Genomic DNA, 24,102 nt, shown 5'->3' on the forward strand with positions numbered 1-24,102 from the left:
CCGCACGAGCCCCCGCCGAACGCGGCCCGACCCCACCGAGAGGAAGCCATGCCCGACGAGCGCGGCTCCCGGCAGAACGTCACCTTCCCGAGCGGCGGCCGCACCGCTCACGGGTACCTGGCCCGTCCTCCGCAGGGGGTCGGGCCGGGCCTGGTGGTGGTGCAGGAGTGGTGGGGCCTCACCTCGCACGTCGCGGACATGGCCGACCGCTTCGCCGCCGAGGGGTTCACGGTGCTCGCCCCCGACCTGTTCGGCGGCGCCACCACCCACGACCGCGCCGAGGCCGCCCGCCTCAAACGGGAGCTGCCGGTCGAACGGGCCGTCCAGGACCTCTCGGGCGCCGTCGACCACCTGCTGTCCCTGGACGGCGTGGTCGGTGACGCGGTCGGCACGGTGGGCTTCTGCATGGGCGGCGGCTTCGCCCTACTGCTCGCCACCCGGTGCGGGGACGAGGTGGCCGCCGCCGTCTCCTTCTACGGGCTCCCGCCCGACCCGGAGTTCGACTACCGCGGTCTGACGGCCCACGTCCTCGGGCACTTCGGCGAGCTCGACGGCTCGATCCCGATGGCCGCCGTGGACGAGGCCGCGATCCGGATCGGCGAGGCCACCGACGTCCGCCCCGAGTTCCACTTCTACCCGGCCGGACACGCCTTCATGAACGACGAGAACATCCTCGGCACCTACGACCCCCTGCAGGCCAGGATCGCCTGGCGCCGCACGGTCACCTTCCTCCACGGCCACCTCGGCTGACGCCGCGCCGCCCGGCGGCCGACCGCGGCACCCCGGACGCAACGGAGCCCGGCCGCGTGCCCGCGCCCGCGTCGTGAGCGCCCTGTGCGCCCCGCGTGCGCCCGCCGGAGAGCAACCACTGGTGCTGCTGGTTCGTCCGACCGGGTAGGACACACCATCCACTTGGGGGGCCACCGGTGCCGAAGCCGCTGCTGTTCCTGGACGTCGACGGGGTGCTGAACCCGGTCTGTCCGCACCCGGACGCCGGGTTCGACTCCCACACCCTGCTCGGTTACGCCGTCCTGCTCTCCGCCAGGCACGGCCGGTGGCTGCGCGAACTGGCCGGTGCGTACGAGCTGGTCTGGGCCACCACCTGGGAGGAGCACGCCAACACCCACATCGCCCCGGCGATCGGCCTGGACCCGCTGCCCTTCGTGCGCTTCACCGGCTACGTCCCGCAGCCCGACGATCCGCGCGTCCCGCTGATGGAGCTGTTCTCCGCCCGCAAGTGGGCGCCGCTGCTGCGTTACGCCGGGGGCCGTCCGTTCGCCTGGGTGGACGACGTGATCCCGCCCCGGCTGGTCCGCACGTCGCTCTGGCGCCGCGACCGGCTGCTGCTGCCGATCGACCCGGGCCAGGGCCTGGAGCGCCGGCACGTCGACCGGCTGCTCGCCCGGCCGCCGCGCCCCCAGCCGCCGACGTTCGGCGGATCCGCAGCCGGCCGAGCCGCGGCCGGTCGATCCGCGGCCGACGGATCTGCGCCCGGCGGACCGACCGTCAGGGGGTCGGCAGCCAACTGACGTGCCCGGCGAGCAGCGCGTACCCGACGAAGGCCACCGTGTCGATCAGCGCGTGCGCCGCCACCAGCGGCATCACCCGCCCCCAGCGCCGGTACAGCAGGCAGAACACCGCCCCCATCACCATGTTGCCGACCAGCCCGCCGACCCCCTGGTACAGGTGGTACGAGCCGCGCAGCACCGAACTCGCCACCAGCGCCGCCGGCCAGGACCACCCCAGCTGCCCCAGTCGGCGCAGCAGGTAGCCGAGGACCACGACCTCCTCCAGGATCGCGTTCTGCCAGGCCGACAGCACCAGCACCGGCACCCGCCACCACACGTCCGGCAGCCCGGAGGGCGCGACCGTCAGGTTGTACCCGGCCGCCTGCGAGGCCAGGTACAGGGCCAGTCCGCAGCCTCCGACCGCCGCAGCGACGGCCGCTCCCCGGCCGAGGTCGCCGAGTTTGCGCCCGAGGTCGAAGCCCAGCACCTTCAGCGACGTGCCCTCGCGCACCAGCAGGTAGCCGACCAGCACCACGGGCATCAGGCCCCGCCCGATGTAGTACAGCTGCCACAGCAGGTCCAGCCAGGGCCGCCCGGGCGCGCGCGAGCCGTTCAGCGTGGCGACCTGCTGGCCGAGCTGGAGCGGTTCGGTGAGCGACCCCGCGAAGCTGATCAGCGCGCTGATCCCGCTGGCCCCGAGGGAGAGCCCGAGGACGATCAGCAGTTCCGCGCCGAGCAGCCGGCGGGTGGGCTGCTCGGTCTCCGGCGCGGTCGGGCGGGTGGTCACGGGCACTCCAGCGGGCGGGCGGTCGCTCCGGCCGTCGGCCGACCGCCGGAGCGATCATCCTGACACAGCGGCCGGGCTAGCCCACCGGCCAGGTGTGGACCGGCTCGCCGCCGCGCATGTGCTCGGCGTAGCGCCTGGTCATCGCGGCGAGCGCGGCCGGCCGGTCCATCCCGTACTGCTCGCGCAGCCGGTGGAAGGTGGCGCTCTGCCAGGCCGCGCCGTTGGTGCGGCGCAGACAGCGCTGTTCGATGATCCCCAGGTAGCGGTCCCGGTCGGCGGGCTCCACGCCCCACTCGTCCAGCCCCTGGTGGGCCATCGGCAGCAGCTCGTTCAGCACCAGGTCGACGGCGGAGATCGTCTGCAGCCCCCCGCTGCGGCCGGCCCGGCCGGAGCGCGGCCACTGGAACACCGCGTCGATGCCGTACCGGGCGCCCTGGCGGAAGTTCTCGTCCGCCCGTTCGAAGGGCAGCCGGGTCCAGACCGGCCGGGGCTGCTCGGCGAGCACCCGCACCAGCCCGTAGTAGAAGGCGGCGTTGGCCAGGGTGTCGGCCACCGTCGGCCCGGCCGGCAGCACCCGGTTCTCCACCCGCAGGTGCGCCACCCCGCCCGAGACGTCGTAGATCGGCCGGTTCCACCGGTAGATGGTGCCGTTGTGCAGCCGCATCTCGGACAGCCGGGGCGCCCCACCGGAGGTCAGCACCTTCATCGGGTCCTCGTCGTCACAGATCGGCAGCAGTCCCGGGAAGTAGCGCAGGTTCTCCTCGAACAGGTCGTACACCGAGTCCACCCAGCGCTCGCCGAACCAGGTGATCGGGCGCACGCCCTGGGCCTTGAGTTCGGCCGAACGGGTGTCGCAGGCCTGCTGGAACAGCACCGGGCGGGTCTCCCGCCACAGCTCCCGCCCGAACAGGAACGGGGAGTTCGCACCCATCGCCAGCTGGGGGCCGCAGATCGCCTGGGCGGCGTTCCACACCGAGGAGAACCGTTCCGGCGTCACCTGCAGGTGCAGTTGCAGCGAGGTCGCGGCGGCCTCCGCCACCATGGTGATCGACTCGAGCTGGAGGTGCTCGACGCCCTCGATGTCCAGCGCGATGTCCTCGCCGCGGGCGGCCAGTATCTGGTCGCTGAGAAGGCTGTACCGCTGGTTGTGGCTCATCGCGTCCAGCCCGGTGTGGTCGTGCTCCAGGGTCGGCAGGATGCCCACCATGACGATCCGGGCGCCGGCCTCGGCCGCGCGCCGGTCCGCGTAGCGCAGCCCGGTGTCGATCTCCTCCCGCAGTTCCTCGAAGACGTGCCCGCAGAGCCGGTGCGGCACGATGTTGACCTCGATGTTGAACTGGCCCAGCTCGGTCTGGAAGTCGCTGGACCCGATCGCGCTGAGCACCTGGGCGTTGCGCATCACCGGCAGACCCTGGTCGTCGGCCAGGTTGAGCTCGATCTCCAGGCCCATCACCGCCCGGGGCCGGTCGAATCGGTTCTCGCGCAGCATCCGCCCGAGCGCGTCGAGGCAGGCCTGGAGCTTGAGCCGGTACTGCTGCCGGTCCGCCAGATCCGCCCGAGTCGCCACGACCTTCTCGCCCACGGTCCCCTCCTCCTGACCCACCCGGCCGTCCGACCGTGCCAGCATCATGCCCACCCCGAAGATCGATACCCGAATGCTTGTACTGGCTTGCAATGAAAGGGAACTGACGCTTATTCAGAGCATCTGTGGACTTGCCCGGCGCCACAGCCTGTGATAAACAGATCACCCTGCGCATTTGTTCGATGAATTCGAGGAATCCGCACTGCGCTCCGGCCGGTCTTCTCCCGCCCCGAGGCACTCCTCGACGGCGGCGACCGCGCCGGCTCCGCGATCCTGCACAACCGGACACGGCCAGGCCCGTCACCGACGACGCACCGCGCCACGCCGGTATGCCGCACTCGCACGCCGATCTCGCTTGGAGAGGCGGACCCCGCCATGACCCTGCAAACCCCCCAGCCCCCACCGAGTGCCCTGCGCGCGGTCCTGGCCGCGCTCGACTCGGACGCCGCGCTGCGCCAACCCGCCGCCGCAGCCCTGCGTCACCCGACCGGACCACTGCTCCCCGCGCATCCGCTCGCGGTGCACGTCCTGGACGGCCCGCGCCCCGAGCTCACCGCCGCCCGGAGGACCGGCTGGCGCTTCCTGATCAAGGACGGCGCCGAGGTGGCCGCCGCCGCGGAGGTGGTGCAGAGCGCCGAGGGCCACACCTTCTCCCACTTCACCGCCGGCCCCTACCTCTCCTCGACCGTCCGGGCGCTGCGCGAGGCCTGGCAGCTCGCCCAGAGCTCCCGCGTCCGCTGCCAGCCCCGGCTGCTCACCTTCCCGGGCCAGTACGCGACGGCGCTCTGGCTGCACGGCCCCGACGCCGACCCGGGCGACGACCTGCTGATCCCGCTCGCCCCGGCTCCGCTCGGCGTCACCGCGCACCGCGCCCACCCGGCCGCCGAGCTGCTGCCGCTGCTCGCCCGCACCCCGCTCTCCCGGCCGCTGCTGCTCGGCTCCACCTGAGAGCGGCCCCGCCGCACCGGCCGCCGGGTCACCCCGCCCGGCGGCCCTTCGCCGTGCGCGCCCCGGCGGCCTCACCCGAACGGCCACCACCTGGGCGGGCCATCCGCAATGGCCCCACCGGGCCATGTCACGGCTGACCCGTCGGTGCGCTTTCTCCCCCGGGCCCCACCTGAACGGGTGATCTCTGCCCGGGACTTGTGGCGCATGTCACGAAATCGCTGCGCGCGCGTCCGCAGATGCCGACACTGGGAACCAGCGTGGAAGGACCACCTGTCCTACCCACTTGAACGCCGGTCCACACCTGGCCGGCGTTGCGGACAGGATCCGACTACCGCGGCGGCCCCGGACGGCAGCAACCCTCCGGGACCGCACCACGGGGAGGATCGCAGAGCGAAGCGAGGGTACGCGTATGTGCCAGCACCGTCCTGAGTGCCCGACGGCCGAGTCCGAGGACCGCGAGGCGGCCGTGCCGGTGGCTTGCCACCCTGAGCAGGGCTGGAGCCTGCTCTGCAACGGCGTCGTCCTGTTCGAGGACACCGGAGAGCTGCTGCCCGACGGCCGGGTGATCGCCCCGCGCCGCCCCGTCGCCCACGCGGCCTGAGGCCTCCCGGCGCCGGGTCGACCCGGTGCCGGGGCCCGACCGGCCCGACCCGTACCGCCGCAACCGTACGACCGGTGGCCATGGGCCCCGGCACCGCCCGACGGGGTGGCCGCCGACCGGACAGCGCACAGGGCAGGGCCCCGGCAGAAACGTTCTGCCGGGGCCCTGCCCCTCTTCGTCCGCGTCCGCGGGATCAGACGCCGTACTCGTCCAGCGGCGGGCAGGAGCAGACCAGGTTGCGGTCGCCGTACGCGCCGTCGATCCGGCTCACCGGCGGCCAGTACTTGTCCGCCGGGTTCACGCCCGCCGGGAAGACCGCCTCCTGCCGCGAGTAGCCGTGCGCCCAGTTGCCGGCCAGGGCGGCGGCGGTGTGCGGGGCGTTGCGCAGCGGGTTGTCCTCGGCCGCCCACTCGCCCGAGCCGACCTTCTCGATCTCGGCCCGGATCTCGATCATCGCGTCGCAGAACCGGTCGATCTCGTGCAGGTCCTCGGACTCGGTCGGCTCGATCATCAGCGTGCCGGCCACCGGGAAGGACATCGTCGGCGCGTGGAAGCCGTAGTCGATCAGGCGCTTGGCGATGTCGTCCACCGTCACGCCCGTCTCCTTGGTCAGCGGACGCAGGTCGATGATGCACTCGTGCGCGACCAGGCCGCCCGGGCCGGTGTAGAGCACCGGGAAGTGCGGCGCGAGCCGCTTGGCGATGTAGTTGGCGTTCAGCACCGCGACCTGGGTGGCGTGCTTCAGGCCCTCGCCGCCCATCAGCCGGACGTACGCCCAGGAGATCGGCAGGATCGCCGCCGAGCCCCACGGCGCGGCCGAGATCGGGCCGACACCGGTGGCCGGGCCGGCCTCCTCCTGCAGCGGGTGGTTCGGCAGGTACGGCGCCAGGTGGGCGCGCACCGCGACCGGGCCGACGCCCGGGCCGCCGCCGCCGTGCGGGATGCAGAAGGTCTTGTGCAGGTTCAGGTGCGAGACGTCCGCACCGAACTTGCCCGGCTTGGCCAGGCCGACCAGGGCGTTCAGGTTGGCGCCGTCCACGTAGACCTGGCCACCGGCCTCGTGCACCAGGGCGCAGATCTCGGTGATCTGGGTCTCGTACACGCCGTGGGTGGACGGGTAGGTGACCATCAGCACGGACAGGTTGTCGCGGTGCTGCTCGATCTTGGCCTTCAGGTCCTCGACGTCCACGTCGCCGTCGACCAGGGTCTTCACCACGACCACGCGCATGCCGGCCATCACCGCGGAGGCGGCGTTGGTGCCGTGCGCGGAGGACGGGATCAGGCAGACGTCGCGCTGGGTGTCGCCGTTCGCCTGGTGGTAGGCGCGGACGGCCAGCAGGCCGGCCAGCTCGCCCTGGGAGCCGGCGTTCGGCTGGATCGAGACGGCGTCGTAGCCGGTGACCTCGACCAGCTGCTGCTCCAGCTGGCGGATCAGGGTGAGGTAGCCCTGGGCCTGGTCGATCGGCGCGAAGGGGTGCAGCTGGCCGAACTCCGGCCAGGTGACGGCCTCCATCTCGGTGGTCGCGTTGAGCTTCATGGTGCAGGAGCCCAGCGGGATCATGCCGCGGTCGAGCGCGTAGTCCCGGTCCGACAGGCGGCGCAGGTAGCGCAGCATGGCGGTCTCCGAGCGGTGGCTGTGGAAGACCGGGTGGGTGAGGTACTCGTCCTCGCGCAGCAGCGCGGCGGGCAGCGCCTCGGCGGCCTCGGCGATCTCGACGGCGGGGACGCCGAACGCGGCCCAGACGCCGGCCAGGTGCTCGCGGGTGGTGGTCTCGTCGGTGGAGACGGAGATCCGGTCCGCGCCGTCCTGGTGGACGTTGATGCCGTGGGTGCGGGCGGCGGCGGCGATCTCGGCGGCGCGGCCCGGGACGACGGCGGTGACGGTGTCGAAGAACTCGCCGTGCAGCAGCTCGACGCCGCCGGCCCGCAGGCCCTCGGCGAGGGCGGCGGCGTAGCGGTGGGTGCGCCGCGCGATGTCGGCCAGGCCGTCCGGGCCGTGGTAGACCGCGTACATCGAGGCCATCACGGCGAGCAGCACCTGGGCGGTGCAGATGTTGCTGGTGGCCTTCTCGCGGCGGATGTGCTGCTCGCGGGTCTGCAGCGCCAAGCGGTAGGCGCGGTTGCCGTCGGCGTCGACGGACACGCCGACCAGGCGGCCGGGCAGCGAGCGGGCGTACTCCGCGCGCACCGACAGGTAGCCGGCGTGCGGGCCGCCGAAGCCCATCGGCACGCCGAAGCGCTGCGAGGTGCCGCAGGCGATGTCGGCGCCCAGCGAGCCCGGGGACTTCAGCAGGGTCAGCGCCAGCAGGTCGGCGGCCACGGCGACGACCGCGCCCAGCCCGTGCGCCTGCTCGATCACCGGGGCGAGGTCGCGGACGACGCCGGTGGCGCCCGGGTACTGCAGCAGCACGCCGAAGACGCCGCGCTCGGCGACCTCGGCCGGGATGCCGTCGGACAGGTCCGCGACGACGACCTCGACACCGGTCGGCACGGCCCGGGTGTTGATCACCGCGATGGTCTGCGGGAGGGTCTCGGCGTCGACCAGGAAGACGCCGCCCTTGACCTTGGTGACGCGGCGGGCCAGGGCCATCGCCTCGGCGGCCGCGGTGCCCTCGTCCAGCAGCGAGGAGCCGGAGGTGGGCAGACCGGTCAGGTCGGAGACCAGGGTCTGGAAGTTGAGCAGCGCCTCCAGGCGGCCCTGGGAGATCTCCGGCTGGTACGGGGTGTAGGCGGTGTACCAGGCCGGGTTCTCCATGACGTTGCGCAGGATGACCGGCGGGGTGAAGGTGCCGTAGTAGCCCAGGCCGATCATCGGCTGGAGCACCTTGTTGCGGCCCGCCAGCTCGCGCAGCTCGGCGAGGACCTGCGCCTCGCTGCGGCCGGCGGGCAGGTCCAGGGCGGTGATGGAGCGGATCGCCTCGGGAACGGCGGTGGCGGCGAGCTCGTCCAGGGAGCCGTAGCCGACGGACGCCAGCATCTTCTCCTGGGCGGCGGCGTCGGGGCCGATGTGGCGGTTCTCGAAGGGGCTGGCCGACTCGAGCTCGGTGAGGGTCGAGGCGCCGATGGGGCGTCCCGCGTTCGGCTGGGCGTTCATGGTGGTCGAGGCCTCCTGGTCACGGACCGGCGGGGGCGCGCACGCCGACGGCCATCCGCTGCGGACGGCGGACCGGCTCGGGCGGGCGAACCCGAAAGGCCTCCCCCTCTGTCATCGGGACCTGAGAGCTTCGCCCGCACGTCGCGCTGTCGGCGCTCCGTCGGCTTGCACCGTCGGTGAGGGTGGTGATCGTCGGCTCCCGCGCCGGCGATCCTGCCCTGCTTTCCAGAGTGACCTATCCCGCACGGTACGGATGCCTGAGAGATTCCGGGGAGGGTTTGCTCCTTCGGCGCCCCGACCAGCGGTTTTCGCGGTCGTGGACTCTCCCGAGCGGGTTCGGCGGTCGCGGCCCAGGGTACCAGCGGGCGGCCTTCGGATCACGGGTGCGTCAGGTCACTCGAGGTCTACGCGCGTCCCCCGGACGGCCCAGCACGAAGCCCGTCCGGCGCACCCCGGTCGCGTCGGTCCCATTCATGCCTTTTGGTGTGAAGTGGCGGACGGGACGGGTGTGCTCCGACCGCCGTACCTGCGGGAGTTCCGCAGGCGCAGCGGACTGGAGGAAAGAGTGCAGACCGACATCGACCCCCGGGATCTCATCGGCCACAAGGCGGTCGACCGCAACGGAGACAAGATCGGCACGGTCGACGAGGTGTACCTGGACGACGCGACCGGCCAGCCGGAGTGGGCCGCCGTGCGAACCGGCATCTTCGGCCGCGACGCCTTCGTCCCCCTCACCACGAGCGAGTTCTCCGGTGACGAGCTCCGGGTCCCCTACGACAAGTCGCTGGTCAAGGACTCGCCGGACTTCGGCGTGGGCCAGCACCTGTCGCCGGCCCAGGAGCTCCAGCTCTACCGCTACTACGGGCTCGACACCCCGGTGGACGCCCGCACCGCCGGCGAGGAGCCAGGCCGGACCGCCCAGCCCGACCTCGACTTCGGCACGGCGCCGGCCGTCGCGGCGGCGGCGACCACGACCGCCACCACGACCGCCCCGCCGCTCGCCTTCCACTCCGCCGAGCCGGGCCCGACCACCGCGGTCGCCGGCCCCGGCGCCCTCGGCACCGACACCGCCCGGGAGACCCACGTGCCGACCCTCGCCGCCCCCGCACCCGCCGCCCCCGTGGCGACCGCTCCCGTGTTCGAGCCGAAGCCGCAGCCCGCACCGGCTGCGGCCACCCCCGCGCCGGTGCCCGCGCCTTCCGCCGACACCGGCACCTCGGCCATGACGGCGCCGGTCGAGATCACCTGCCGCGAGGAGCGGCTCGACATCACCACCGAGTGGCACGTCCTGGGCACCGCGAAGCTGCGCAAGTACGTGACCAGCGAGCAGGTCGAGCGCCGCGTCCCGGTGGTCCGCGAGCGGGTCCGGGTGGAGCGGGTGCCGGTCAGCGACGCCGAGCGCGCCGCGCTGACCGAGAAGGAGATCGCCGAGGACGTCGAGGAGGTCACCCTCCGCGAGGAGCGCCCCGTCGTGCGCAAGTATCTGGCGCCGATCGAGCGGGTGCGCCTGGTCGTCGAGCGCTACACCGCCGAGGAGGTCGTCCAGGACGAGCTCCGCCGCGAGCACGTCGAGGTCCACGACGACAGCGCCCCGGTCACCAACGGCGCCCGCTCCGACGGCTCGCGCCCGGTGGTCTGACCGCCCGCCCCTCCTCCCCCAAGGGCCCCGGATCCCCTCCGGGGCCCTTGCCGTGCCCCGGACTTCCCCGCTTTGCCAAAGCTTAACCGCTCGATATTTGACACTCTGAAGTATCTCCGGGCATATTTACTTCAGTTCATTCACTATGTACGGGAGGAAGCAACCGTGAGTGAGGCACCACAGCCCACCACCGCGGCCGAGAAGCAGAGCAGCGCCCGGGTCCTGCCGGCCCTCATCCTGGCGATGCTGTCGTTCAGCGTGGTGCAGACCGCGGTCGTCCCGATCCTGCCCTCGCTGGCCAAGGAGCTGGACGTCTCCACGTCCAACATCACCTGGCTGATGACCGCCAACCTGCTCTCCGCAGCCGTGCTGACTCCCCTGCTGGGCCGCTTCGGCGACCTCCGGGGCCGTAAGCCCATGCTGCTCATCTCGCTGGCCGGCCTGGTCGCCGGATCCGCACTGGCGGCCGGCACCCACTCCTTCACCTGGCTGGTCGTCGCCCGCGTCCTGCAGGGCGCCGGCGGTGGCGTGATGCCGCTGGCGATCAGCATCGTCCGCGACGAGCTTCCCAAGCAGAAGGTGACCGGCGGCGTCGCCGCCATCAGCGCCTCGATGGGCGTCGGCTCCGGCCTCGGCCTGGTGGCCACCGGCCTCCTGCTGGAGCACTGGAACTACAAGTCGATCTTCTGGATGGGCCTGGCCTTCGGCCTGATCGCGATCGCCCTGGTGGCCCTGCGCGTCCCGTCCGACCCGGTCACCGACAAGGAGGGCGGCGCCGACCCGCTCGGCGCGCTCGCCCTGGCCGGCTGGCTCTCCGCCCTGCTGGTCGCGGTGAGCCAGGGCAACCACTGGGGCTGGACCTCCACCAAGACCCTCGGCCTGTTCGCCGTCGCCGCCGTGGTCGCGCTGGTCTGGGGGATCATCGAGACCAAGGTCGCGCACCCGCTGGTGGACCTGAAGATGATGTCCCGCCCGGCCGTGGCCTTCACCAACCTGGCCGGCCTGCTCATCGGCTTCGGCATGTACGGCTCGTTCATGGTCATCAGCAACTTCTCCCAGACCCCGGAGAAGCTGGCCCACTACGGCTTCACCGCGACCGTCCTGCACGCCGGCGTGATGCTGCTGCCGTCCGCGATCGGCTCGATGGTGGCCGCCCCGCTCGGCGCCGTGCTGATCGCCCGCCGCGGCCCCCGCCTGCCGCTGGTCCTCGGTGGCGTCCTCGGCGCCGTCGCCATGGCCTACCTGGCCCTGCGTCACAGCCACGAGGGTGACATCTACACCGCCTCCGCCATCTTCGGCCTCGGCATCGGCCTCGCCTTCGCCGCGATGCCGGCCTTCATCAACGGCGCCGTCCCGGTCGAGCAGAGCGGCATCGCCAACGGCATGAACTCCGTGCTGCGCACCGTTGGTGGCGCGATCGGCACCGCCGTGATGACCGCCATCCTGACCGGCGACACCATGAAGCTCCCGATCAAGATCCCGGTGCTGCTGCCCACCCTGGACGCCTACAAGCACGCGTTCTGGGCCACCGCCGTGGTCTGCATCGTCGCCGGTGCCGTCCCGTTCCTGATCCGCACCGCCAAGCCGGTCGCGGCCGCCCCGGGCGCCCCGGGCGGCTCGGCCCCGCAGGACTCCAGCACCCAGCTGGTCAAGACCGACGCCTGACGAGGCGTCCGGCCCGCGCGCTCAGGGACAGGGCGCGCGGACCCGGCCTCCGTACGTCGCGAGGGCATCACGAACGCGCGGAGCCGGCACGGTGTGAACGGCCCCACCCGGTACCCACCGGGTGGGGCCGTTCCACGTCCCGACCCCCTCCACCGGCAGGGCCGCCCGGGCCCCTCAGCCCTCCGGCCGCTGCGGCCCCTCCTCCCCCTGCGTCCCGCCCGCGTCCGCCACCCGCCGCAGCGGCAGCGGCCGGGCCGGCTCCAGCGCCGGGTCGTCGACCGCGAAGGTCCGCACCCGGCCCGGCCCGCTCCACGGCGTCTCGAACCGTACGGTGACCCGCCCGACCCCGCTGCCCTGCACCCACCCCGGGCCGAACTCGGCGTGGTGGACGTCCTGCCCGGGCAGCCAGCGTCGCACCGCGGCCGCCTCCCGCTCCTGCTCGGCCTCCGCCGCCTCGACCGCCTCGGCGTGCTCCGCCGCCTCCTCCCGCAGCGCCTGCGCGAACAGGTCCTCCTGGGTGTAGTCGGCGAGCTGCGCCACGCCCACCCCCAGCAGCCGCACCCCGCCGGTGATGTCCACCTGCTCGGCCAGCCGGCGCGCGATCGCGGTGATCACCGCCGGGTCGTCGGTCGGCCCGCCGAGCGTCTCCGAGCGGGTCAGCGTCGAGAAGTCGAACCGCCGGACCTTCAGCACCACCGTCCGCCCGGAGCGCCCCGCCGCCCGCAGCCGCCGCACGCACCGCGCCGAGAGCGACTCCACCTCGCGCAGCACCCGGTCCCGGTCGGCCAGGTCCACCTCGTAGGTGTCCTCCACCGAGACCGACTTCGCGTCCTGGTCGGCGACCACCGGCCGCTCGTCCAGCCCTATCGCCATCTGGTGGATCCCGGCGCCGTGCGCGCGGCCGAGCAGCGCGACCAACTCCGCCTCGCCCGCCTCCGCGAGGTCCGCCACCGTACTCAGCCCGGCCCGCCGCAGGACCTGCTCGGTGGCCGGCCCGATCCCGGGCAGCGCCCGGACCGGCATCGGCCCGAGCACGGCCCGCTCCTGCCCGGGCTCGATCAGCACCAGCCCGTCCGGCTTGGCCTGCTCGGAGGCGATCTTCGCCATCAGCTTGGAGCCCGCCGCCCCGACCGAACCGGTCAGCCCGGTGGAGCGGTGGATGTCCGCCCGCAGATCCTCCGCCAGGGCGAGCACCAGCCGCTCACCCGTCTCGTGGTCCGCCTCCGCCAGTACCGGGCCGTACGGACCGGCCTCCAGGTCGACGAAGGCCTCGTCCAGACTGAGCGGCTGCACCAGCGGCGACAGCTCCCGCAGCAGCCCCATCACGATCTCGCTGTTCTGCCGGTAGGCCTCGAAGCGCCCGGCCAGGAAGGCCGCGTTGGGGCACAGCCGCCGCGCCTGCGCCATCGGCATCGCCGAGTGCACCCCGAACCTGCGCGCCTCGTAGGAGGCCGTGGAGACCACCCCGCGACCGCCGAGCCCCCCGACGACCACCGGCTTGCCGCGCAGGCTCGGCTTGGCCGCCTGCTCCACCGCCGCGAAGAAGGCGTCCATGTCGAGGTGGATGATGCTCGGCAGAGATCGCACCCGCCGATCATCGCGCACGGGTCCGACAGTGCGTGCGAACCCGGCCGACGCCGGCGGCCGGGCCGCCGCCTACCGCCTCTCCGCCGCCTCCGCCAGCGCCTTCGCGACGCCGTCCTCCTGCGGGCCGAGCAGTGCCGGGTCCGGCCGCAGCCAGGCGTTCACCGCCGCCTTGCCCGCCCCGGCGACCTCCCGCAGTCCGCCGTACAGCCAGGTGGCGTCGTGCGGCTCCGGCACCCCGACCGCGTACGAGCGGATGCCGGCCGCCTCGCACAGCGCCAGCGCCCGCCGGACGTGGAAGTCCTGGCTGACCAGCACCGCGCGGTCCACCCCGAAGATCCGGTGCGCCCGGGTGCAGGAGTCCCAGGTGTCGAAGCCGGCGTAGTCCCGGACCACCCGCCCCGGCGGTACCCCGTGCTCGGTCAGGTACCGGTACATCGCGTCCGGCTCGTCGTACGAGACCCGCCCGTTGTCCCCGGTCACCAGCACGGCCCGCACCTTCCCCTCCCGGTACAGGTCCAGCGCCGCCGTGAGCCGGTGCTCGAGGTACGGCGAGGGCCTGCCCTGGTCCAGCCCCGCTCCGAAGACCACCGCCACCGGCGCGGACGGCGCGCTCTCCACCGTGCCGACCCGGTCCCCCGCCGCGATCCACAGCCAGGCGCTCGGTGCCAGCACCGACGAGCAGAGCACCGCCGTCACCTGGAAGACCCTGCGCTGGGTCCGCCGCGTCCGCAGCCGTGCCCGCATCCCCACCGCCCGGCGCCGCAGCAGCCCCGAGATCCCGGTGCCGACCCTCACGTGCCCTCCCTCGATCGTCCCGCCGGGCAACACGACGAGGCCGTGGGCCCGGACGGTTCCCCGTCCGGGCCCACGGCCTCGTCAGATCCGGTCACGCACCGTCGCCGCGCGGGTGGCGGCGCCTCGTCAGACCGCGCGGTTGCGGCGCTGCGCCAGCTCGTCCGCCGGGTCGTGCCCCACCAGCGTCTCGCCGGTGTCGGTCCGCTCCGCGTGCAGCCGCCCGAGGGTCAGCTCCAGCTCCTGCCAGACGGCTCCGACCGCGATGCCGAACACCCCCTGACCGCCCTTCAGCAGATCGACCACCTGCTGCGGCGTCGTGCACTCGTACACCGTCGCCCCGTCGCACATCAGCGTCAGCCCGGCCAGGTCGGCCTGGTCGGCGGACTGCAGATGGGCGACGGCCACCCGGATGTTCTGCAACGAGACGCCCGCGTCCAGCAGCCGCTTCACGATCTTGAGCAGCAGGACGTCGCGGAAGCTGTAGAGCCGCTGGCTGGTCGCCGGGTACGCGGTGCGGACGCTGGGCTCCAGCAGTCCGGTGCGGGCCCAGTAGTCCAGCTGGCGGTAGGTGATGCCGGCCGCCGCGCAGGCCGTCGGGCCACGGAAGCCGAGCAGTTCGGACGTCGGCGCCAACCGCTCGATCGCGGGCTGGCCCGGCTGCACGGCCGGGAACCTGCCCACGCGGGGCAGGTCGGTCACGGTACGAGAGGTGCGGGGTACGTGCACGGCGCACAGGCCTCCTGCGGCCGCGTCATCGCCGGTGCTGCTCATGCCTACCTCCGTCCACTTGTGCTGCGGGCAACCCGACTGCGGGCATCGGCCACCCGGACAGCCACTCCTGACGGTAGGCAGTCCCCTATGACCCGTCAACGATCGCCACGCCGGGGCAGACAGACCACATCACTCAGGAGAGTGGTTTTTCGTGCCCCTAGTGTGGGTAGATGGACGGTTTTTGGCAAAACGGTGAGGGAAACGGCCGATCAGGCCCCGCTCGCGCCACCGCGGACCCGCGCTACTGCGGACCGCCGCCCCCGAAGTCCTCGGGTGACACCTGGTCGAGGAACTCGCGGAACTTCTCGACCTCGTCCTCCTGCTCGTCCGGGATCGCGATGCCCGCCTCGGCGAGCACCTCCTCGCTCCCGTAGATCGGCGTGCCGGTGCGCAGCGCGAGCGCTATCGCGTCGGACGGCCGGGCGCTGACCTCGACGCCGCCGGCGAACACCAGCTCGGCGTAGAACACGCCCTCCCGCAGATCGGTGATCCGGACCTCGGTGAGCTGCTGGCCGAGCGCCTCCAGGACGTCCTTGAACAGGTCGTGCGTCAGCGGGCGCACCGGAGTCATGCCCTGCTGGGCGAAGGCGATCGCGGTCGCCTCGCCGGGGCCGATCCAGATCGGCAGGTAGCGATCTCCCCCGACCTCCCGCAACAGCACGATCGGCTGGTTGGAAGGCATCTCCACTCGGACACCCACGACGTCGAGCTCATTCACACACGCAACCCTATGGCTCCACTCCCGGATATGAAAGCGCAGGGCCGACGCCGCTGGTCAGGGCGGTGCACCCGGTGGGTCGGGCCGGTGCTCCCGGTGGGTCGGGCCGGTGCTCCCGCGGCTATCCGCGGGTCCGCAACCCGGCCTGGACCATCGCCGCGTGCAGCCGCACGGACAGCGTCGCCAGCTCCCGCGCGGTGGCCTCCGCATGGGCCCGGGTCTGCGGGTTCCGGTGCCGCCGCAGCGGCGCCACCACCTGCTCGACCAGCGCGACCTCCCGGTCGGCCGCCGCCTTCATGGCCCTCAGGTGCCGGGGCTCCAGCCCGTACCGGCCGAGCTCCGCGACCAGCCGGGCCACCTGCAGCGCCTCGCCGTCGTAACCGCCGTCCGCACCGGGCGCGACCAGCCCGTAGGACTCCCACTCGGCGAGCTCCCGCTCCCCCGCCTCGGCCGCGGCCAGCAGTTCGGCGCGCCCCAGCCGGACGCCCGAGGCGACGTCGGCGTGGGCCACCAGCTCGCGGTCGGCCTCCTCCAGCGGCCCCGGCCGGGCATCGGCGGCGGGCGGCAGCGCGGGCGGGGCCTCGCCGCGCTCGATCGCGTCCAGGTGCTCGCGGATCACCCGCAGCGGCAGGTAGTGGTCGCGCTGCATCCGCAGCACGTAGGCCAGCCGCTCGACGTCGGCCGGGCTGAACTTGCGGTACCCCGAGGGCGTGCGCTGCGGCTCCACCAGCCCCTCCGCCTCCAGGAAGCGGATCTTGGAGATGGTCACCTCGGGGAAGTCGTCACGCAGGTGGGCCAGCACGGCGCCGATGCTCAGCAGTTCGTCGCCGCCGCGGCGCCGGCCGGCGGGCCGGTCCGACCGGACGGGCTGCCGCGGGCCCGCGACCACCCCGCGCCCGCCCCGGTCCGCCTGCGGACCGGACGACGACGCGGGGGTGGCCGCCCCGAGAGAAGAAGGGGAATCGCTGCTCACTCGGGCTCCTGCCGACGTTGGTTTCAGTACCCCCGGTTGTGGCCGGCGAAGAACACCAGCCGGTACTTCCCGATCTGCACCTCGTCGCCGTTGTTCAGCGGCACCTCGTCGATCCGCTCCCGGTTGACGTAGGTGCCGTTCAGGCTGCCCACGTCCGCGACGCTGAAGCCGGACGGGGTGCGGCGGAACTCCACGTGGCGGCGCGAGACCGTGACGTCGTCCAGGAAGATGTCGCCCTGCGGGTGACGGCCGGCCGTGGTGACGTCCGAGTCCAGCAGGAAGCGGCTGCCCGAGTTCGGGCCGCGCTGCACGATCAGCAGGGCCGAGCCCGGCGGCAGCGCGTCGATCGCCTGCAGCACCTCGGCCGAGAGGGCCGGCGTGGTGCCGGTGCCGGTCGTGGCGGTGGGGTCGTGGGACTCCAGGCCGGAGATCGAGATGGTCGAGGTGGTCTCCGCCGCCCCCTCGGGCAGCGGGCCACCGCGCAGCGCCGTACCGCAGTTGGAACAGAAGCGGGCCGCGGCCGGGTTCTGGTTGCCGCACCTGGGGCACGGAGTGGGGCCAGCCATGTTCACAGCCTCCTGGCGCGGCACACCCGACGGGTTGTGCCCGGCGTACGGGTCCGGGGCAAACCCTCCACCAGAGGTTGAGGGTCCTGACGGGAAACCTATGCGCGGGTCGCCGGAGGGGTCAACCGACGCGCCGTAGCCCGCCTGATTGCCCGCGTACTGGGCGGCGCCGCCGTCCCGGTACAACTGCTGTCCGGCGTAGGGCGCGGCCTCGGGGGCGGGGCGCATGCCCGGCACCGCGGGCTCGTCCTCCGAGCGGCGGTGCCGAGCGGTGGGCGCCTCCACGGCGGCCGCGTCCCGGCCCTTGTTGCGACCGAACAACTTCGAGAAGAAACTCACGGGCGAATCCCCTTGCGTGTGACAGACCCGCCCGCGGGGCAGGGTGAGAACCTCGGACAGGCTGCGGGCCCGGTTGCGGCCCGGGCCTGCTGGAGTGGTACTCCGACGTTTGGTGCTGCGGTTGGTGCTACGGAGCGTACTGGTGCGAACCAGTCTCTCCCACGCGACGGCGGTACCCCGCACCGGGTGCCGCCCGCCCGGGACGGGCCGTTCGTCGGACGCCCCGTCACTTCGAAGCCGGCTTGGCGTACTGCGGCGACTTCGGATCCACGAGGGCGTCCACGACCACCTTCTGCTGCTGGGTGATCGTCGCCCGAGCCTGGTGACTCTCCAGAGTACGGACGACACCGCCCGGAATGTTCAGCGCGGGAGTCAGGTCCTGCGGGTTCCCCACGACGGTGAACCGATAGGGCGGCGAGACCTTCTTCCCGTCGATCTGCACCCCGCCGCCCGACAGGTCGGTGAAGTAGGTGTTGACCACCACGCGCACATCGTTGATCTGAATCGCCTCCGCCCCCGCCGCTCGAAGTTCCTGCAGGGTGTCCAGCAGCATATCTGCCTTCACCTGCCCTTGGGGATCATCGACCGTGAGTACGATGCCCGGACCAGTGGCTTTGACCGTACCGGCCAGCACGCCCAGTTCCGTCATCTTCTTCCTGGTCTGCTCCTGGGCCTCCTTGGCCTGGTTGGAGCTGTTCTCCAACTTCGCCAGGGACTGCTCCAGCTCGGCCTTCTCCTGTTGGAGACGCTGCTGACGGCTGTCCAGTTCGTCGAGGATGCGGACCAGGTCCTCCTGCCGCGCGCCGCGCAGCTGGTTGTGGTGGTCGTTGGTCGAGCGCACCTGGATCGCCAGGCCCAGCCCGAGCGAGAACAGCAGCAGCGCCACCACCAGCTGGCCGCGCGAGAGTCGCGGCGGCCACAGCGCGGCCTTCAGCCGCCGACGACCGGCGTGCCGGTCCCCCGCGGGCGGGCGCCCGTCGGCCTCGGGCTGGGCGGCGTCAGCGGCCCCGGCGGCCTCCGGCTCGGCGGCCTCGGGCTCGGCGGCCTCGGGCTCGGCGGCCTCGGGCTCGGTGGGCAAGGGCTCTACGGACGCGGGCACGGCGGCCAGGGGCTCGGTGGGCAAGGGCTCTACGGACGCGGGCACGGCGGCCAGGGGCCCGGTGGGCAGGGGCTCTGCGGGCGCGGGCTCGGGCGCGGGCTCGGTTCCGTCCTGCGGCGCCGCCTCCGACGCGGCCTCCGGCGCCGTCTCCGTCCCGGCCACGGGCCTCGACGCGGCGCGCTCCGGCTCGACGGGCTCCGGCTCCTCGACCGCCGGCCCGGCCTCCGCAGCCGGCGCGCGCTCGTCCTTCGTCAGCCGTACCACCGGCTCCGGCCGGACCTGCCCGGCCTCGGGCCCGGCCGGGGCAGCGGAGCCCCCGGAGTCCGGTACCCCGGCCTCCGTACCGGGCGCCTCGACGCCCTTCCGGTCCGACTTCTCCTCCTCCGCCGCCTTCTCGCGGCCCGGCTCAGGCACGGAAGACATGGCGCCGGATCGCGGCCGCGTTCGAGAAGATGCGGATGCCGAGGACGACGACGACACCCGTGGACAGCTGCGAACCGACGCCCAGCTGGTCACCGAGGAAGACGATCAGCGCCGCGACCACCACGTTCGACAGGAACGAGACGATGAACACCTTGTCGTTGAAGATCCCGTCCAGCATCGCCCGGACACCGCCGAACACCGCGTCCAGCGCCGCCACCACGGCGATCGGCAGGTACGGCACGACGGCGTCCGGCACCTCGGGCTGGACGAAGAGCCCGACGACCACCCCGATCACGAGACCCAGTACGGCAATCACGATCTAGCTGCTCCTGTCCCTGTCGTGGTCTTGGTGGATCCGGTGGACGGACGCCGCTTCGGGGTCGGGCCACCGCTGTGCGCGGATGGTGAAACGGACGCGGCGGGGCTCTCCGAGGTTCCGGGGGAGCTGCCGGGTCCGCCCGATGCCGTACCGCTCGGCCCGGCCGAGGCGCCCGAGGCCGACGCACCGGGCGACGCGCCCGACGGCGACGTGGCCGTGGGCGAGCCACCCGGTGCGGCACTGGCCTCCGGTGTGAGCGGCTGGGCGGTCCGCAGCGTGACCCCGACGGCCGCCGGCAGCGTCAGGCTCTTCTGGGCGGAGAGCGTCGACTTGATGCCGTACTTCTCCTGCAACAGCCGCAGGTACTGCCCGGCCATGTCGTTCTCGAAGGCGGCGAGGAGCTTCGGACCGTCCCCGATCGCCTGGATGGTGTACGGCGGGACGAGCGGCCGGTTGTCCACCAGCACCGCCTCGCCGGCGGCGCGGATCGCGGACAGTGCGGTCAGCCGCTGGCCGTTGATCGAGACGGCTTCCGCACCCGAGCCCCAGAGGCCGTTCACCACCAGTTGCAGGTCGCGGTCGCGCAGCCGTCCGCTGTTGGAGAAGCCCTGCCCGGCGCGCGGGTCGACATTGCCCCCGGCGCCCGTCCCCGGGGCGTCCTCCAGCACCAGCCTGACCCCGGGCCCGGTGACCTCCCCCAGGCCGACGGTGCCGGTCAGGCCGCCCGCATCGCCCTCCCCGGAGGGGAACGCCTGCTGCTGCGCGTCCTCGACCTTGCGCCGCAGGTCCTGGACCTGCTGCTGGAGCTTGTCGGCCGAACCGTTGCTGTCGTTGATCCGGTGGATCAACGCGTCCCGCTCCTTGGCGAGGGTGGGCTCCGCCTTGTGCGCGTTCACCGCGCCGACCGTCACCACGGCTCCGACCAGCGCCAGTCCGGCGCCCAGCGTGAGCAGCCCCCGCAGGGTGCGGGGTATCCGGCTGTCGTGGTCGCCACCCCGCGCGGCGGCCGCCTCGGCGTAACCCTCGTCCAGGCTGTGGTCCATCACGTTCGTCAGCAGGGACATCGAGGCGTCCGGACGGTTGTACCGTCCGTTCGGGGCACTCGGCGTCGGCGTCGCTGGCATGCCGACCATCGTCCCATGCGCGCGAAGGGCCCCGTGCACGGCCCCTGAGCTGCACACACGGCGCCCACACGACGGGGAGTGACGGGCGGTCCGCAATGGTGTGAAAACGGACAGCGGGGCGCGCGGCTCGCGGCCGCACGCCCCGCCGATCAGGGCATTCGCCCCCTCAGGCCGTCAACGCCCCGCGCTGTCGACCACCGCCGCCCACTCGTCCAACAACGCCTCGGTCGCGTCGTCGTCCGGGCCCTCGGCCCACAGGTGGGTGACCGCCTCCGCCGGGTCCGGCAGGACCAGCGTCCAACGGCCGTCCGCCTCGACGACCCGGACACCGTCCGTGGTGTCCAGCCGCCGGTTGCCGGCCGCCTCCACCACCGAACGCATGACCATGCCCTTGGCTGCCCACGGCGTCGCGATGTCCCGACGCCGGATGTGCGCCTGCGGGATCCGGGCATCGATCTGGCTCAGCGTCAGCTGGGTCCGGGCCACCAGACCCACCAGCCGGACGAAGGCCGCCGCACCGTCCAGCACACCGCTGAACTCGGGCACCACGAAGCCGCCGCGCCCGTCCCCACCGAACACCGTGCCCTCGGCGGAGGCCGCCTTGGCCAGGTCGTCCGGCGTCGTCGTGGTCCAGATGACCTGGGTGCCGTGGTACGCCGCGACCTGCTCGGCGATCCGGGTCGTCGTCACCGGCAGCGCCACCTGCCCGCTGCGCCGCTCGGCCGCGACCAGGTCCAGCAGCACCAGCAGCGCGCGGTCGTCGTCGATCACCCGACCCAGCTCGTCGACGAACGCGACGCGCTCACCGACCGGGTCGAAGCGGACGCCGAACGCGGCCCGCGAGGAGGCCACCAGCTCACCGAGCCTGGCCAGCCCGGCCCGCCGCTCCTCCGCGTCCTCGGTCGGCCTCGACTCGTCCAGCCCGCTCGAGACGGTGAGCGCCTCGACCCCGAGCCGGCCGAGGATGCTGGGCAGAACCAGCCCGGCGCTGCCGTGCGCGGTGTCCACGACCACCTTCAGGCCCGCCTCGCGGACCCCCGTCGTGTCCACCGTTCGCAGCAGGTTGCCCGCGTACGAGTCGAAGACGCTGGACGGGAAGGTCAGGTCCCCGATCTCGCCCGGGAAGGCCCGCCGGTACTCCTGGCGCGCGTAGACGCGGTCGAGCTTGCGCTGCCCCGCCTGCGAGAGGTCCGCACCGCGCTCGTCGAAGAAGAGGATGTCCAGCGAGTCCGGAACCCCGGGCGTGGTCCGCAGGAAAATCCCGCCGGCGCTACCGCGCGCCGTGTGCTGCCGGGCCACCGGCATCGGCACGTTCTCCAGGTCGCGGACGTCGATCGCGGAGGTCTGCAGCGCCGAGATCATCGCCCGTTTGAGTGCACGCGCACCACGCGAGTGATCACGCGCGATGGTGACGGTGGCGCCCTTCTTCAGCGTCGTGGCGTACGCACCGGCCAGCCGGACGGCCAGCTCCGGGGTGATCTCCACGTTCAGGACGCCCGAGACCCCGCGGACCCCGAACAGGTGCTCCTGGCCGCGGGACTCCCAGATCACCGAGGTGTTCACCACGGCGCCGGCCTCGATGGTCTTGAACGGGTAGACCCGGACGTTGGCCGCGATGATCGACTCCTCGCCGATCAGGCACTCGTCGCCGATCACCGCGCCGTCCTCGATCCGCGCGGCCCGCATCACGTCGGTGTTCTTGCCCACCACGCAACCGCGCAGGTTGCTCTGCGGCCCGATGTACACGTTGTCGTGCACCACCGCCTTGTGCAGGAAGGCCCCGCGCTTGACCACCACGTTGCTGCCCAGCACCGTGTGCTCACGCAGCTCGACCCCGGCCTCGACCTTGGCGTAGTCCCCGATGTACAGCGGGCCGCGCAGGACGGCCTCGGGGTCGACCTCCGCCCCCTCGGCCACCCAGACGCCCGGGGAGATCTCGAAGCCGTCGATCTCGACGTCGACCTTGCCCTCCAGGACGTCCGCCTGGGCCTTGCCGTAGCTCTCGTGGGTGCCCACGTCCTCCCAGTAACCCTCGGCGATGTACCCGTAGACCCGCTTGCCCTCCTTCAGCAGCTGCGGGAAGACGTCGCTCGACCAGTCGACGGACTCACCCGCCGCGACGTAGTCGAAGACCTCGGGCTCCATCACGTAGATACCGGTGTTGACCGTGTCCGAGAAGACCTGCCCCCAGGTCGGTTTCTCCAGGAAACGCTCGACGCGCCCCTCGTCATCCGTGATCGTGATGCCGAACTCCAGGGGGTTCGGCACCCTGGTGAGACACACGGTGACCAGAGCGTTCTTGCTGCGGTGATAGGCGATCAATTCAGAGAGATCGAAGTCAGTCAGGGCGTCACCGGAGATCACCAGAAAGGAGTCGTCCTTGAGCGCGTCCTCTGCGTTCTTGACACTCCCCGCAGTGCCTAGTGGCGTCTCCTCGTGGGCATACGTGAGATGCATGCCCAGTTCCTCACCGTCACCGAAGTAGTTCTTGACCAGTGAGGCCAGGAACTGGACGGTGACAACGGTGTCGGAGAGGCCGTGCCGCTTCAGCAGCCGAAGCACGTGCTCCATGATCGGCCTGTTGGCGACCGGAAGCAGCGGCTTCGGCATGCTGGAGGTCATCGGGCGGAGTCGGGTTCCCTCGCCCCCTGCCATTACAACGGCTTTCATTACGGGTGCGTCCTCCTTCGCGGTGGTGGACCTGCGAGTCCATCAAACCGTTCCAGAGGGATCTCTACCCGGAAGGTCCCGTCCGACGCACCGATACGACGTGGGACTTCTCTCAGCTCGCGTCTCAGGCCGTGGACGCCGAGGCCGCGGAGCCGGCCTTGACGATCTGCCGCGCCTGGACAGCGTAAAGAATGGCCGACCACCAGTACAGCGTGGTTCCCCACCAGATGAACGCCCAGCTCACCACCTCGGCCGGCCGCGCGATCCAGCTGTCCACGCTGCCGAGCAGCAGAAGCGGGAACGCGTACATCAGATTGAAGGTCGCCGCCTTGCCGAGGAAACTGACCTGTAGCGGCCCGTAACCGTGCTTGTTCAGAATCGGCAGGAGCGAGGCGATAAACGCCTCCCGAGCCAGCAGAATCGCCGTCACCCACCACGGCAGAATCTCACGCCACGTCAATCCGACCAACGTGGACAGCACATAGAGCCGGTCCGCCAGGGGGTCCAGCAACTGCCCCACCCGGCTGATCTGGCCCCACCGCCTGGCGAGCTTTCCGTCCAGGTAGTCGCTGACTCCGCTGAGCGCCAGGATCAGCAGCGCCCAGCCGTCGTTGTTGGGGCCGCCGAAGGCCGGCCACAGGATGAGCCAGAGAAAGAGCGGAACGCCGACCAGCCGGCCCATGCTCAGCAGGTTGGGGATGGTGAGGACGCGATCGGTCTGGACCCGCGTCTCCTGGACCTCCACCCGGGGGCCTCCTGTCCTGTGTGATGACAATGCACGTTGACCCTACAACAGAGAAGCCCCCGCCCGGTTCACCCGGCGGGGGCTTCTCTCGAATAATTGTTCGGCGGCGTCCTACTCTCCCACAGGGTCCCCCCTGCAGTACCATCGGC

20 protein-coding genes and 2 riboswitches are annotated in these 24,102 nt (G+C 72.4%); of the genes, 6 read left to right on the top strand and 14 right to left on the bottom strand.

Features of this window, described 5'->3' with window-relative positions:
* Positions 1 to 48 precede the first annotated feature (48 nt).
* Together ABT247_RS03140 and ABT247_RS03145 are read left to right on the top strand one after the other, a co-directional pair.
* A complete protein-coding gene (locus tag ABT247_RS03140; protein ID WP_350737056.1) occupies positions 49 to 750 on the top strand; it encodes a dienelactone hydrolase family protein in 702 nt (233 codons plus the stop codon).
* A gap of 176 nt (positions 751 to 926) precedes the next feature.
* Positions 927 to 1,529 (top strand): HAD domain-containing protein, encoded by a 603-nt coding sequence (locus ABT247_RS03145; RefSeq protein ID WP_350737059.1) that lies wholly within the window; start codon positions 927 to 929, stop codon positions 1,527 to 1,529.
* On the opposite strand, the gene ABT247_RS03150 is transcribed toward ABT247_RS03145, so the two are convergent.
* Both ABT247_RS03150 and ABT247_RS03155 read right to left on the bottom strand, forming a co-directional pair.
* Positions 1,507 to 2,301 carry a CPBP family intramembrane glutamic endopeptidase gene (locus ABT247_RS03150; protein WP_392902098.1) on the bottom strand — a complete coding sequence of 265 codons (795 nt, stop codon included), beginning with the start codon at positions 2,299 to 2,301 and terminating at the stop codon, positions 1,507 to 1,509. The genes ABT247_RS03145 and ABT247_RS03150 overlap by 23 nt on opposite strands.
* A 70-nt stretch (positions 2,302 to 2,371) precedes the next feature.
* Positions 2,372 to 3,877 (bottom strand): glutamate-cysteine ligase family protein, encoded by a 1,506-nt coding sequence (locus tag ABT247_RS03155; protein WP_350737065.1) that lies wholly within the window; start codon positions 3,875 to 3,877, stop codon positions 2,372 to 2,374.
* Positions 3,878 to 4,252: 375 nt separating this feature from the next.
* Between ABT247_RS03155 and ABT247_RS03160 the strand changes: the two genes are divergently transcribed.
* Together ABT247_RS03160 and ABT247_RS03165 are read left to right on the top strand one after the other, a co-directional pair.
* The gene (locus ABT247_RS03160) at positions 4,253 to 4,825 is read left to right on the top strand and encodes a hypothetical protein (RefSeq protein ID WP_350737067.1); all 573 of its coding nucleotides are present in this window, start codon (positions 4,253 to 4,255) and stop codon (positions 4,823 to 4,825) included.
* A gap of 409 nt (positions 4,826 to 5,234) precedes the next feature.
* On the top strand, positions 5,235 to 5,426 hold the full coding sequence (locus ABT247_RS03165) for a DUF5999 family protein (RefSeq protein ID WP_030288352.1): 192 nt from the start codon (positions 5,235 to 5,237) through the stop codon (positions 5,424 to 5,426).
* A 193-nt stretch (positions 5,427 to 5,619) separates the two neighbouring features.
* Here the strand turns inward: ABT247_RS03165 and gcvP are convergent, their stop codons facing one another.
* Positions 5,620 to 8,520, bottom strand: a complete 2,901-nt coding sequence (gcvP, locus tag ABT247_RS03170) for an aminomethyl-transferring glycine dehydrogenase (RefSeq protein WP_350737070.1) — start codon at positions 8,518 to 8,520, stop codon at positions 5,620 to 5,622.
* Positions 8,521 to 8,621: 101 nt separating this feature from the next.
* A riboswitch (glycine riboswitch) is annotated at positions 8,622 to 8,754 on the bottom strand.
* Position 8,755: 1 nt separating this feature from the next.
* Positions 8,756 to 8,859, bottom strand: a riboswitch (glycine riboswitch).
* 226 nt (positions 8,860 to 9,085) lie between these two features.
* Here gcvP and ABT247_RS03175 point away from each other — a divergent pair.
* Together ABT247_RS03175 and ABT247_RS03180 are read left to right on the top strand one after the other, a co-directional pair.
* The gene (locus tag ABT247_RS03175; protein ID WP_350737073.1) at positions 9,086 to 10,159 is read left to right on the top strand and encodes a PRC and DUF2382 domain-containing protein; all 1,074 of its coding nucleotides are present in this window, start codon (positions 9,086 to 9,088) and stop codon (positions 10,157 to 10,159) included.
* Positions 10,160 to 10,324: 165 nt separating this feature from the next.
* Positions 10,325 to 11,824: an MFS transporter gene (locus tag ABT247_RS03180; RefSeq protein ID WP_350737075.1), complete on the top strand. Its 1,500-nt coding sequence runs from the start codon at positions 10,325 to 10,327 to the stop codon at positions 11,822 to 11,824.
* A gap of 174 nt (positions 11,825 to 11,998) precedes the next feature.
* Here ABT247_RS03180 and ABT247_RS03185 read toward each other — a convergent pair whose 3' ends face one another.
* The 11 genes from ABT247_RS03185 to clsA all read right to left on the bottom strand — a co-directional run bounded on the left by ABT247_RS03185 (position 11,999) and on the right by clsA (position 23,953).
* Positions 11,999 to 13,411 carry a DNA polymerase IV gene (locus ABT247_RS03185; RefSeq protein WP_350737078.1) on the bottom strand — a complete coding sequence of 471 codons (1,413 nt, stop codon included), beginning with the start codon at positions 13,409 to 13,411 and terminating at the stop codon, positions 11,999 to 12,001.
* Positions 13,412 to 13,480: 69 nt separating this feature from the next.
* Positions 13,481 to 14,155 (bottom strand): SanA/YdcF family protein, encoded by a 675-nt coding sequence (locus ABT247_RS03190; protein ID WP_350737097.1) that lies wholly within the window; start codon positions 14,153 to 14,155, stop codon positions 13,481 to 13,483.
* Between the two features lie 177 nt (positions 14,156 to 14,332).
* Complete coding sequence (locus tag ABT247_RS03195) at positions 14,333 to 14,977, bottom strand: MerR family transcriptional regulator (RefSeq protein ID WP_350737081.1); 645 nt, start codon at positions 14,975 to 14,977, stop codon at positions 14,333 to 14,335.
* 241 nt (positions 14,978 to 15,218) lie between these two features.
* Positions 15,219 to 15,695 (bottom strand): bifunctional nuclease family protein, encoded by a 477-nt coding sequence (locus tag ABT247_RS03200; protein ID WP_030062493.1) that lies wholly within the window; start codon positions 15,693 to 15,695, stop codon positions 15,219 to 15,221.
* Between the two features lie 121 nt (positions 15,696 to 15,816).
* Positions 15,817 to 16,512, bottom strand: coding sequence for a transcriptional regulator FtsR (gene ftsR / locus ABT247_RS03205; protein ID WP_502892371.1), 696 nt, complete (start codon positions 16,510 to 16,512; stop codon positions 15,817 to 15,819).
* 179 nt (positions 16,513 to 16,691) lie between these two features.
* Positions 16,692 to 17,234, bottom strand: a complete 543-nt coding sequence (locus ABT247_RS03210) for a double zinc ribbon and FHA domain-containing protein (protein WP_350737084.1) — start codon at positions 17,232 to 17,234, stop codon at positions 16,692 to 16,694.
* Between the two features lie 565 nt (positions 17,235 to 17,799).
* Positions 17,800 to 18,834 carry a DUF881 domain-containing protein gene (locus ABT247_RS03215; protein ID WP_502892372.1) on the bottom strand — a complete coding sequence of 345 codons (1,035 nt, stop codon included), beginning with the start codon at positions 18,832 to 18,834 and terminating at the stop codon, positions 17,800 to 17,802.
* A 244-nt stretch (positions 18,835 to 19,078) separates the two neighbouring features.
* On the bottom strand, positions 19,079 to 19,411 hold the full coding sequence (locus tag ABT247_RS03220; protein ID WP_030062488.1) for a small basic family protein: 333 nt from the start codon (positions 19,409 to 19,411) through the stop codon (positions 19,079 to 19,081).
* Positions 19,408 to 20,538 (bottom strand): DUF881 domain-containing protein, encoded by a 1,131-nt coding sequence (locus tag ABT247_RS03225; protein ID WP_350737087.1) that lies wholly within the window; start codon positions 20,536 to 20,538, stop codon positions 19,408 to 19,410. Before ABT247_RS03225 ends, ABT247_RS03220 begins: the two co-directional genes overlap by 4 nt.
* A 174-nt stretch (positions 20,539 to 20,712) precedes the next feature.
* Entirely contained in the window at positions 20,713 to 23,208 is a 2,496-nt protein-coding gene (locus tag ABT247_RS03230) for a sugar phosphate nucleotidyltransferase (RefSeq protein ID WP_350737089.1), read from the bottom strand.
* Positions 23,209 to 23,332: 124 nt separating this feature from the next.
* Positions 23,333 to 23,953 carry a cardiolipin synthase ClsA gene (gene clsA / locus ABT247_RS03235; protein ID WP_350737092.1) on the bottom strand — a complete coding sequence of 207 codons (621 nt, stop codon included), beginning with the start codon at positions 23,951 to 23,953 and terminating at the stop codon, positions 23,333 to 23,335.
* Positions 23,954 to 24,102: the final 149 nt, after the last annotated feature.

The sequence above is a fragment of the Kitasatospora sp. NPDC001539 genome (genome assembly GCF_040298565.1).
Taxonomy (GTDB): Bacteria; Actinomycetota; Actinomycetes; order Streptomycetales; family Streptomycetaceae; genus Kitasatospora.

Coding starts and splice junctions, on each gene's coding strand:
- ABT247_RS03190 (WP_350737097.1), bottom strand. CDS start 14,155: ATGCGGGCACGGCTGCGGACGCGGCGGACCCAGCGCAGGGTCTTCCAG.
- ABT247_RS03210 (WP_350737084.1), bottom strand. CDS start 17,234: ATGGCTGGCCCCACTCCGTGCCCCAGGTGCGGCAACCAGAACCCGGCC.
- ABT247_RS03225 (WP_350737087.1), bottom strand. CDS start 20,538: ATGCCAGCGACGCCGACGCCGAGTGCCCCGAACGGACGGTACAACCGT.
- ABT247_RS03140 (WP_350737056.1), top strand. CDS start 49: ATGCCCGACGAGCGCGGCTCCCGGCAGAACGTCACCTTCCCGAGCGGC.
- ABT247_RS03165 (WP_030288352.1), top strand. CDS start 5,235: ATGTGCCAGCACCGTCCTGAGTGCCCGACGGCCGAGTCCGAGGACCGC.
- ABT247_RS03160 (WP_350737067.1), top strand. CDS start 4,253: ATGACCCTGCAAACCCCCCAGCCCCCACCGAGTGCCCTGCGCGCGGTC.
- ABT247_RS03230 (WP_350737089.1), bottom strand. CDS start 23,208: ATGAAAGCCGTTGTAATGGCAGGGGGCGAGGGAACCCGACTCCGCCCG.
- ABT247_RS03195 (WP_350737081.1), bottom strand. CDS start 14,977: ATGAGCAGCACCGGCGATGACGCGGCCGCAGGAGGCCTGTGCGCCGTG.
- gcvP (WP_350737070.1), bottom strand. CDS start 8,520: ATGAACGCCCAGCCGAACGCGGGACGCCCCATCGGCGCCTCGACCCTC.